At 44.0% G+C, this 11,646-nt stretch carries 8 protein-coding genes; 2 read left to right on the top strand and 6 right to left on the bottom strand.

Going from position 1 to position 11,646, the window contains the following annotated elements; translation table 11 throughout:
• Positions 1-126 precede the first annotated feature (126 nt).
• A complete protein-coding gene (rpmE, locus tag A4A68_RS00695) occupies positions 127-342 on the top strand; it encodes a 50S ribosomal protein L31 (protein ID WP_067565430.1) in 216 nt (71 codons plus the stop codon).
• Positions 343-600: 258 nt separating this feature from the next.
• Here the strand turns inward: rpmE and secF are convergent, their stop codons facing one another.
• The 5 genes from secF to A4A68_RS00670 form a co-directional block, all read right to left on the bottom strand.
• Positions 601-1,491 carry a protein translocase subunit SecF gene (gene secF, locus A4A68_RS00690; RefSeq protein ID WP_082800161.1) on the bottom strand — a complete coding sequence of 297 codons (891 nt, stop codon included), beginning with the start codon at positions 1,489-1,491 and terminating at the stop codon, positions 601-603.
• 69 nt (positions 1,492-1,560) lie between these two features.
• The gene (gene secD, locus A4A68_RS00685; RefSeq protein ID WP_082800139.1) at positions 1,561-3,408 is read right to left on the bottom strand and encodes a protein translocase subunit SecD; all 1,848 of its coding nucleotides are present in this window, start codon (positions 3,406-3,408) and stop codon (positions 1,561-1,563) included.
• 25 nt (positions 3,409-3,433) lie between these two features.
• On the bottom strand, positions 3,434-3,766 hold the full coding sequence (gene yajC, locus A4A68_RS00680) for a preprotein translocase subunit YajC (protein WP_067565424.1): 333 nt from the start codon (positions 3,764-3,766) through the stop codon (positions 3,434-3,436).
• A 25-nt stretch (positions 3,767-3,791) separates the two neighbouring features.
• Positions 3,792-4,916, bottom strand: a complete 1,125-nt coding sequence (tgt, locus tag A4A68_RS00675) for a tRNA guanosine(34) transglycosylase Tgt (RefSeq protein WP_067565421.1) — start codon at positions 4,914-4,916, stop codon at positions 3,792-3,794.
• Between the two features lie 780 nt (positions 4,917-5,696).
• Positions 5,697-7,094, bottom strand: a complete 1,398-nt coding sequence (locus tag A4A68_RS00670) for a sugar porter family MFS transporter (RefSeq protein WP_067565418.1) — start codon at positions 7,092-7,094, stop codon at positions 5,697-5,699.
• Positions 7,095-8,195: 1,101 nt separating this feature from the next.
• On the opposite strand from A4A68_RS00670, the gene pmbA reads away from it, so the two are divergent.
• Positions 8,196-9,536, top strand: a complete 1,341-nt coding sequence (gene pmbA, locus A4A68_RS00665; RefSeq protein ID WP_067565415.1) for a metalloprotease PmbA — start codon at positions 8,196-8,198, stop codon at positions 9,534-9,536.
• Positions 9,537-10,312: 776 nt separating this feature from the next.
• Here the strand turns inward: pmbA and eno are convergent.
• A complete protein-coding gene (eno, locus tag A4A68_RS00660; RefSeq protein WP_067565413.1) occupies positions 10,313-11,632 on the bottom strand; it encodes a phosphopyruvate hydratase in 1,320 nt (439 codons plus the stop codon).
• Positions 11,633-11,646 lie beyond the last annotated feature (14 nt).

The raw sequence follows: 11,646 nt of genomic DNA, 5'->3' as shown, positions 1-11,646 counted from the left end.
CATCCTGAATTGAAAGCACTGATAATGTACACTGCGTCGTTTTGATATGCGGATTTTATTTGCAAAGATTGACGACATTCGGTATGACTTTCACCTCATAGTTCGCAGTATAAGAAGAGGTTTGCTATGAAAAAAAATATTCACCCAAATTATCAAGAAATTACCGCTGCTTGTTCTTGCGGCAATGTCATTAAGACCCGCTCTACCATGAGTCATGATCTGAATCTTGATGTTTGCAGTGCTTGTCATCCGTTTTACACCGGTAAACAACGTGTAGTTGATACCGGTGGTCGTGTTGATCGATTTAATAAACGTTTTAGCATCCCGGTTTTCAAAAAATAATTACTCTATTTGTGAAGAGAAAAGGCGCCTTTAGCGCCTTTTAATACGAGTAAAAGAAAAGCGCTAGTTGTTTTTTAGATACAAGGTAGTGGCATTTCAGGTCGTCACTGCGTATAAGATCTGGCGTTTGGAAAAGTGCAAACAGCAAGCAATACCTTTTCACACGTTTGACCGGATGTAACTAGATAAGTTGACTACAGCAGTAAGATTGCTGCGTGCTTGCAGCGTTCGGCGTCTCCATCAAGGCAATAGTGATGGTTAGTCGGTCTCTTGTTTCTCTACCTGCCGCAGCAGATGCTCACGCTTTATACCAAGCCGCAGGGTCAGCGCTGATGCCACATAGATCGAACTAATAGTGCCGATAAATACGCCGATGAACAGCGTGATTGAAAATCCATGCAGGATCGTCCCGCCAAAAATGAACAGTATTAGTGCCACCATCAACACAGTAGCCGAAGTCATGATAGTTCGATTTAGAGTCTGCGTTAGCGAGACGTTGAAAATATCGTAAGTGCTACCTCGGCATATCTTATGGAAGTTCTCACGAATACGGTCCGATACCACAATGCTGTCATTCAGCGAATAGCCGATTACAGACATCAAGGATGAGATAATCGTTAGATCGACTTGGATGTACAGCAGAGATAAAAAACCGAGCGTGATTATAACATTATGCGCTAACGCTAACACCGCTCCAACCGCCATCCGCCATTCAAAACGGAAACTGACATAAATTAAAATACAGATCAACGCAATCAGTAGCGCCATGCTACCATCTTGTGCAAGATCGATACCAACGCTTGGACCGACGAACTCGATCCGTTTTACAGCAGCATTCTGACCCGTAGCTTGATTAATTATATCAAGAACTTTATTTCCTAATTCTTGGCTAAGACTTTCTTGCATCGGTGATATACGGACCATTACGTCTCGGCTACTACCGAAATTCTGCACTAGTGGATCGGTCATACCTACCTTCTTAAGCGCATCACGTAATTGCTCAAGACCCGTAGGTTGTTCCAATTTAAGTTCAATCAACATCCCGCCCGTAAAATCTAGCCCCCAGTTAAAACCCTTTAGCGCCATGATGGCTATGGAAACGATAAGCAGGACAGCCGATAGGCTAAATGCGACATAATCCCAGCGCATAAAATCATAGATTTTACAACCGTAATTCAAGTTTCCCACATTTCGTTGTTGCTGAATCACAAGCTGCTCCTAGATAGATAGCTTATAGATGCGTTTGCCGCCGTAAAGCAGGTTAACTATAGCACGTGTACCGATGATTGCCGTAAACATAGAGGTAGCGACTCCGATGACGGTAGTGACAGCAAAGCCCTTGATGGATCCTGTCCCCATGGTATACAGGATCACGGCGGTAATTAACGTGGTAACGTTAGCGTCAATAATACTGGAGAAAGCGCCCCGATAACCCTCATGAATAGCCTGCTGTACCGTGCGACCGTTGCGCAACTCCTCTTTAATGCGCTCATTGATGAGCACATTAGCATCCACTGCTACCGCTAGTGTCAATACAACACCAGCAATTCCTTGCATGGTCAGTGTTGCGCCTGGCAATAGAGACATAATGCCGATAATTAACACCAGATTAACGATGAGCGCGGTGGCTGCGATAAGACCAAATTGGCGATACCACACCACAATAAATAGAATTGATGCCACCAGCCCCCATAAACAGGCTCTCAGCCCTTGGGCAATGTTCTGTAACCCCAAGGTCGGACCTATAATACACTCTTCCACAATCTGGATTGGTGCAATGAGTGCCCCCGCTCGAAGCAACATCGATAACTGACGTGCTTCGTTATAATTGTTGAAACCGGTGATACGGAAGCTGTTACCAAGTCGCGACTGAATAGTAGCAACATTGATAACCTCTTCTTGCTTCACTAAAATAAAACGATTGCTGGCGTCTTTCTTGCCACTATTCTTATACTCAACAAACAAGGTAGCCATCAGTTTGCCAATGTTGTCTTTAGTGAAATCAGACATCGTTTTACCGCCATCGCTGTCGAGAGAAATATTCACCTGTGGGCGGTTATATTCATCGGTGCTAAAGGTGGAATCGGTAATGTGATCCCCGGTCAAGATCACTCGTTTATACAAAACAACCGGTTGACCGTCGCGGACGGTTTTCATTTCAGAATCCTCTAACACGCGACTATTGATGCTCGCAGTTTGATCCAATGTACTATTGACTAGATGAAACTCAAGCGTCGCTGTCGCCCCGAGGATTTCCTTAGCGTGAGCCATATCCTGAATACCAGGAAGTTCAACCACAATACGATCGGAGCCTTGTCGTTGTACAAGAGGCTCGGCAACTCCCAGTTGATTGACGCGTTTTCGCAAGACGGTGATATTCTGCTGTACTGCACGTTCCCGGGCCTTGCGCAAGAGATTGCTTGGTAGCGTCACGCGCAGGGCATTACTACCGTAACGATCAATCACTAAATCACGGTGCCGAGGTGTTAGCCAAAAGATCCCATGATCTCGGGTTGCGGCATCCTGGAAGCGAATTTCGTTGCCGTAATTCGCTATTTTGTGTACAGTCGTATAGGGAATCCCTTTATCATGTAAATCGCCGCACACAGTATCTATCGTTTTTTCCTGTAGCTTATTGAGCGCGGTATCTATATCTACTTCCATTAGGAAGTGGATGCCGCCGCGCAAGTCTAAGCCCAACTTCAACGGCGCGGCCCCGAGCATAGATAACCAGGCGGGCGTAGCCGGCGACAAGTTAAGTGCTACAACATAATTGTTACCAAGCACAGCCGTTAATGCTTCTCGAGCGCGCAACTGCAGATAGGAGCTAGCGAAACGAGCTACAATAGCGCCATTTTCTAATGCGATAGATTTGCTGGCAATATGCTCTTGCTCTAATATGTTGCGGGTCTGGACCAGCGTCGACTCACTGGCGGCGCCCCCTCGCGCGCCAGTGATCTGTATAGCCATGTCTTCACCATAGAGGTTGGGCAATGCATATAACAAGCCGACGACCAGTGTAAGCACCAGCATAATATACTTCCACAAGGAATAATGGTTTAACACAGCCGGTTCTCTTCAGAAAAAGCTATCACAATGCTTTTATTGTACCTTTCGGTAAAATAGCAGTCACAAAATCACGCTTGATGACTACTTCGTAGACGTCGTTGAGTGCGATGGCAATATAACCGCTATCCGTGATTTTCACTACGCGACCCACTAGTCCGCCGGTCGTCAAGACTTCATCTCCTTTAGAAATGGAACTCATCAGTTTTTTATGCACTTTAGCGCGTTTTTGCTGCGGGCGTAGGATCATAAAATAAAAAATTAGACCGAAGAGAACTATCATCACCATTAGAGAGTAAGGACTAGATTGGGACGACGTATCAGCAGATGCAATGGCCTCAGAAACGAAAAAATTCATTTAAATTTCCTTGTGATTATATAACTCAACAGTTAAAGATAAAATTTGGCTTATTTATCCGACGATAAAACGCATCTACAAAGTATCCTAATGTACCCTCATCGATAGTCTGTCGTAAATCCGCCATTAAACGTTGGTAATAACGTAGGTTATGGATAGTATTTAAACGAGCGCCCAATATTTCGTTGCAATGATCAAGATGATGCAAGTATGCGCGGCTATAATTACGACAGGTGTAACAATCACATTCCGCATCCAGCAGTGCGACGTCATCTTTATACCGAATATTACGTATTTTTACTACACCATCAGTGACAAACAGATGCCCATTACGAGCATTACGGGTCGGTATAACACAGTCAAACATATCGATACCGCGACACACGCCTTCTACTAAATCTTCTGGCTTACCGACCCCCATTAAGTATCGCGGTTTATCAGCCGGAATTTGCGGGCAGAGATGCGATAAGATCCTGTGCATGTCTGCCTTAGGTTCCCCTACGGCCAAGCCACCCACAGCGTAACCGTCAAATCCAATCTCTACCAATTTTTTTACCGATACATCTCTTAGATCTTCGTAAACACCACCGTGAATAATGCCGAATAGCATATTAGGATTATCTAGCTCGTCAAAGCGTTGGCGGCTTCGTGCCGCCCAGCGCAGCGACATTTCCATCGATTGTTTAGCATAACTCCAATCCAACGGATAAGGCGTACATTCGTCAAAAATCATTACGATATCGGAACCTAGATCGTACTGGATTTCCATCGACTTTTCCGGACTAAGGAAAATCCTACTACCGTTAATTGGATGACGAAAATGCACACCTTCTTCAGCGATTTTGTGAATGCCTTTCAGGCTGAATACTTGGAAACCGCCAGAATCAGTGAGTATTGGGCCATGCCATTGCATAAAATCGTGTAAATCGCCGTGCAGCTTTATCACAGTCTGCCCTGGTCTCAGCCATAAATGAAAAGTGTTTCCTAGCAAGATTTGTGCCCCAGTCTCTTTTGCTTCTTCAGGAGTTATGCCCTTAACGGTACCGTATGTCCCAACCGGCATAAACGCCGGTGTTTCCACCACACCCCGCTCAAAAACAAGCCGTCCACGTCGAGCCTGACCATCAGTTTTCAATAGTTGATATTCCATACATCCTCCAACAACAGAAACAATATCTGATGTTTGACAAAAAAGAGCGCATTTTTAACAACTTCTTAAGCCGCTATATAAGTTAGTTCGCGTATTATATTTAACAATGGTGTTGTTAATAAATGCATTCCCCTTCTTGGATCATCGCCAGATGAAGATCAAATAAAGATTATTTTAAGGCCGGACGGGTAATAACTTTCCTACTCGCTCCGCGGCTGCTGTAGGCTGTCGGGTTATAAATATCGCCTTCATAGCTGAAAAGCTAGACCAGTGTTACTTGATTCCGATGATTATAGCGAACTCAGTAAGATGAAATTAGTTATTAGCTCATCCACTACAAAACGCTAATAGCCAGAGTAAATAAAAAATATGTGTAAAGCGAATGAAGGGGTCTTGTTAACAACCACAACCTAGTTTATGTACGTTTTGTAGCCAGTACCGTATCAGTTGTCTCCCCGCGACACTTCGAGTTTATCGGATAATGTTGTTAAGAGCGTCTAAATGTAGACTAGCGATTAAAGACCAGACAATCCCTTGCACCATTTCTCGAGCACATTGGTAAGTCATGATGCGTTAGTGTTCTTATCGAGAAGTGAGAAATAACAACAAGCATTGTGCTTAGGTATAGCTGGCTCTTATAGAGAATATCGTCACAGGTTAATAAATAATTGAATCAGATAAAAGAATAACCAAGTCTTGTCTTTAAGACCGCATGGTAACTTCATATCTGAAACGCCGCTATTCAGCCGATTAGCGGCGTTTTTTCAATAGACGTAAAGCTTAGTCCCGCGCGCCGATTTCGCGTAGCAGTTTGCCTGTCATCAGGTTACGTTCAATATGTTCAAGAGAAACGTTTTTGGTTTCTGGAATCAGCATAATAGTCAATACGATGAACAGAACATTCAATGCGCCATAGATCCAGAAAGTGCTGGCATTGCCTAGTGTTTCTAACATGGTCAAAAAAGTAGCACCGACTATCATATTAGCAATCCAATTAGTAGCGGTAGAAACGGTTATACCAAAATCGCGTCCTTTCAGTGGCTGTATTTCGGAACACAATACCCAAATCAGCGGGCCGGCGCTCATGGCAAAACCAACGATAAATAACATTAACATGACAATCGAAAAATATTTTCGAAAGTCGGTGTCGACGCCTAGATGGAGAAGTGTACCTAACACGCCCATACCGAGCGCCATTACAAGAAAACCGAGCTTCAGCGTCGGTTTTCGGCCCCAGCGATCTACCAACCCGATAGCTATAAACGTCGCAAGTACGTTGACCAATCCGACAATCACCGTTCCCCACATCTGGTTGGTGGTACTGGCAAAGCCAGCAATACCAAAAATTTTTGGCGCATAATACATAATTACATTTATACCAGTAAATTGCTGCATCACCTGTAATAAAACGCCGAGGAATACCGCGCGGCGGAAATTAGGGTTATTTTTAAATAATGCCCAACCACTTTGTTTAATTTTCAAACTTTCGTGGATTTCATCAAGCTCCTTACGTACTTGCTCGCTGGAGCTTCGCAACATATTCAGTACTTTCTGTGCTTCATGGTAACGTCCTCGTGCCGCAAGCCAGCGTGGACTTCCCGGCAAAAACAGGACACCGATAAACATCAGCACTGCTGGGATAGTAATGACTCCTAGCATCCATCGCCAAGATCCGCTATAGCTGAAAGCGGTATCAGACAAATAAGCCGCTAAAATTCCAATAGTGATCATTAACTGATACATAGAAATCATCGAGCCGCGGATGCTTTCCGATGCAATTTCCGATAAATAAAGCGGCGCAGTGTAAGAGGCAATCCCGACTGCTAGACCCAATAAAATACGTGCGATGATAATGGATTCCACATTGGGGGATAACGCTGACCATAACGAGCCGATAATAAATAAAACGCTACTAATAAGTAAGCTGAATTTCCTCCCCCGCTTAGCTGACATCCAGCCTGCGGCGACTGCGCCCACTGCGGCGCCAAACATCATAGAGCTGACTATCCATTCTTGTTGGCGATTATCGCTTTGCAAATCCGAAGATAAAAAAGGTAATGCGCCGGCAATAACGCCAATATCCAATCCAAATAATAGGCCAGCCAACGCGGCCATAAAACAAACAAAAAAAGTCAAACGAGCATGTGACCTACCGGGTTGACGTGTGGCAGTACTCATAATGCCTCCGTGTACTACGTAAATTAATAATTATGAATATTATGTAAATTTACACTGACAAAGTGTGAATTTTATCACAAGTATATAATCGATTATACATGCTTATAACCTTTCATCAGCATATCTATCCATCGCGTACTAACTATTAATAAGTATAAGTCACTGCATGCAAATTAGGCGCACCAGTTAGCCTCGGTTCTTGCTCCAGATCAGACGGCTCTTTTGGCCAACGACAGCGTCAGATTTGACATACTTATTCTTGTTCAAATAACAACTCCAGTAGTAACTGGCCAGCTGTTATAGTTTGTCAAAGTGCCCCATAAGTTCTAGAATCGATCACCTTGATCAACGGAAAACAATGCAGCACAATCGCCGATGTTGGTTTAAGTTAAAACCTTGCCTGCAACGGCCTCTAAAAGCCAATTTCCGCTTTAGTGGTTCATTGTTCGAATACCTTCGTAAGGTTTAGCGGACTGGCAACCTTATCTTGAGAGGCCGAGATGCTTACTGTATGGATCCAGCATTACCATGCTGCTGTTTTCAGTATCAATATATAACACTTTTGTAAAGCATCTGCCATAGTGCACTAGGAAGATTAGATTTATCGCACTGACTACAACGATTTACAAACAGACATACGCAACGAACGCAGGAATCGTTTAGCAGATAACCCGATCCCTTAACAGGGTAGTACTAGAGATTGGAGTGTAATATAGTAAAGGAGTTAACAGCAGTGAAAAAGTTTGACTTTGATGTGAATCGCATTTTAGAAAAGTTTTTTAAAATCCAATACGCTGTTTGTTATCCTCTTCGACATCGTTTCATTTTTCTTTTACCATAATGGGTATGACTAGCGTCTAAAATACCGTGCGAAACGTGAAAGATGTACGGAAAGCGCAAGCTTAATCTGTATATTCAGAATGCTTGATGGTAATCTCTGTATTTCTGTTCTTTTTTCGTGCGTACAGCAAATGCGTTACGGAGTGTTAGACTGAAAGCATTATGTAAGCGGTATCAGATTACTTGATTACATAATTTAACTTTGCCGGGCTTTCGGCGAAATCTTCTCTAGCGAATAACGCTTTATGAAATAGCAAAATTATGAATTTAGTCACTCAGATTACTCAGCAACGTATACATTTAGAAAATGTGGTCGCTCAGGCTCTTAAGTTAGCATGCGTTGGTTCAGATGAAGCGGAAGTGAAAGTAACTAAAACAACCGGTCTTAGCATTAGTACTCGCTATGGTGAACTAGAGAAAGTCGAATGCCATAGCGATGGTGCTCTTGGAATTACCGTTTATTATCAGCAGCGCAAAGGTAGCGCTTCTTCCACTAATCTTAGTCGGGATGCTATTTTCCACACTGTTTCAGCTGCGCTAGACATTGCCCGTTACACTTCACCCGATCCGGCTTCTGGGATAGCTGAAAAAGCGCTATTGGCGTTTAAGGCGCAGGATCTGGATTTATTTTATCCCACCGAGCTGGATGCCGAACGCGGGATTGCCCTGGCAGCTGAGGCCGAACAGACGGCTCTTAAAAGCGATAAGCGCATTATTTATACCGAAGGGGGTAGATTTAATAGTCATGTTAGCACTCGCGTGTTTGGTAATAGTCACGGCATGCTTCAAAGCTATAGCGGTAGCCGGTATTCTCTTTCTTGTAGCGTTATCGCCGAAAGCGGCGGTGATATGGAGTGTAATTATGGCTATACTCTTGGCCGTGCATTTAGTGATTTGCGTTCGCCACAGTGGGTGGGCGAAGAGTGCGCTCGACGCGTATTAGCGCACCTGAATTCATGTAAACTATCGACTATAGAGGCTCCAGTGCTGTTTGCTTCCGAAGTTGCTATCGGATTGTTTGACCATCTCGTCGAGGCTATTAGCGGTAATAATGTGTATCGCAAGTCAACATTCCTGCTCGATTCGCTTGGTACGGCCATTTTTCCAGATTGGCTCTCTATTCAAGAGCACCCTCATTTGCGTAAAGGCTTGGCTTCGTCACCGTTTGACAGTGAAGGGGTAAAAACTAGTAATCGCACCATTGTGAAAGACGGCGTACTCAATACCTGGTTGCTCGGCAGTTATTCGGCGCGCAGGCTTGGCATGAAGAGTACGGGACACGCCGGCGGAATATACAATTGGCGGATATCACATCACGCAATCGATTTCGCCGGCCTGTTGCAAAAGATGTGGCGCGGATTAGTCGTGACGGAGCTAATGGGTCAAGGCGTCAACGCCATGACAGGCGACTACTCCCGCGGCGCCGCTGGTTTTTGGGTGGAAAACGGCGAAATTCAATATCCAGTTAGCGAGATAACTATCTCCGGCAACCTGAAAGAAATGTGGCGTAATATTGTCAGCATTGGCTGCGATACCGAGACTCGCAGCAATATCCAATGCGGTTCAGTGCTTCTGTCATCAATGCAAATCGCTGGTCAATAACACAGATGTTGCGAATACTTCGCCACCGATATGTCGTGCTGCTGCCGCTTTTGTCCGTTTTGCCTAGGTAGACTCGGTCAGTGGTGTCGCGTATTAGGCAGACGATGCCACAGGCTTGTGAAGCAGTATCCATTTCCCGCTTTCCATAAAGCGGTGGTCTGCATCTGCAATGGTCAGAGTATCCATAGCGGCAATCTACTTCTTCCGCATCGCAATCATGCCTAACACAAATCTTTTATTAATTTAATGATTTTAATTTATCTTATTATCGGGATTAACTCTCGCTTAATGCGCCGACATCAAACACTGGTTAACAGTATATTAGGTTGTAACTCAGATTTTGTAATATAAACATAAAATAGGTTAGTTAAGATTATCCTTATTGCTTACACAAAACATTAAGCGTCTACTTCACAGTAAAGTATGCCTTTGCGTTAAAGGTTATCGTCACAAGTCTGAAACAGACAAAGTTTTGACGACATTATTCATCATGTTAGTACGGTTCTAAGTAAATTTTATCAATAATTTAAATGCTAAGCTTCTTACTTATGGTATGCAATGTATTTCCTGGATTTAGCTAATTTTATTGACTCTTGCTACTCCAGCGTATGAATTAAGGGTACAGTTCATACAAACTAGAGGCTCACTTCCGGTTATCATCACTTACAAGTGATTTGTCCTATCCATCTTATCGGCCTTATTACCTCAAAGAACAATCACCTTCTGACAACTTATTTTCCGGTTTCGGGAAAAGCCATAGAGAAAAAATCTAGCCACTAAACAGAGCTGTTGTTATATTTATAGCCTTTCACTTCACGAAGACCGTTAAATGGCGCGCGGTTTCCCAGCGCTTCTTCAATACGAAGAAGCTGGTTATATTTTGCTACGCGATCGGAACGGCTCATGGAGCCAGTCTTAATCTGGCCTGCAGAAGTGCCTACCGCCAGATCGGCAATAGTAGCGTCCTCGGTTTCTCCGGAGCGGTGCGAAATAATGGTACCATAGCCCGCATCTTTAGCCATTTTAATGGCTGACAACGTTTCAGTTAACGAACCGATCTGGTTGAATTTTATGAGAATGGAATTGGCAATACCTTTCTCGATACCTTCTTTTAGAATTTTTGTGTTAGTGACAAATAAATCATCACCAACTAATTGGATTTTATCGCCCAGCACTTTGGTCTGATAAGCAAAACCGTCCCAGTCAAATTCATTCAGGCCGTCTTCGATAGACGCGATCGGATACTGTTTGCTCAGATCTTCCAGGTAATGGGTAAATTCTTGAAAATTGAAGATCCTGCCTTCGCCTTCTAGGTTGTAGTTGCCGGTAGCTTCTTCAAAAAATTTTGAGGCCGCGCAGTCAATGGCAATGGTAATATCTTTACCCAACATATAATCAGTTTTCTCGACCGCTTCCTTGATAGCGGTTAACGCCGCAGCATTAGATTCTAGATTTGGCGCATAGCCGCCTTCGTCGCCCACGGCAGTGCTCATGCCTTTGCTTTTTAGCACTTTCGCTAGATTATGGAAGACTTCAGAACCCATGCGAATTGCTTCTTTAAAGCTTTTCGCGCCGACCGGCTGAATCATGAATTCTTGAATATCGATATTATTGTCAGCGTGTTCACCTCCGTTAAGGATGTTCATCATCGGCAGCGGCATAGAAAATTTACCCGCCGTACCGTTTATCTCAGCAACGTATTCATACAGCGGCATACCTTTTGAAGCAGCAGCGGCTTTAGCGGCAGCCAGGGAAACGGCCAAAATAGCGTTAGCGCCGAATTTAGATTTTTTTTCAGTGCCGTCTAAATCGATCATTGTTTTATCTAGAGCGGCCTGATCTTTGGCGTCTTTACCGATCAAGATCTGAGCGATAGGATTATTTACCGCATTAACCGCTTTAGTGACGCCTTTGCCCAAAAAACGGGATTTATCGCCGTCTCTCAGCTCCAGCGCTTCACGCGAACCGGTTGAAGCGCCCGACGGTACAGCAGCTAGACCAACGAAACCACCTTGCAGATGTACTTCTGCTTCTACAGTTGGGTTTCCGCGGGAATCAATGATTTCACGGCCAATGATTTTTACAATTTTGGACATTTGTATTTCCTCAG

It is taken from the genome of Candidatus Doolittlea endobia, assembly GCF_900039485.1.
GTDB classification, from domain to species: Bacteria; Pseudomonadota; Gammaproteobacteria; order Enterobacterales; family Enterobacteriaceae; genus Doolittlea; species Doolittlea endobia.
Note: the sequence above shows the minus strand (reverse complement) of the source record. Positions and strands in the feature narration are given on the sequence as shown.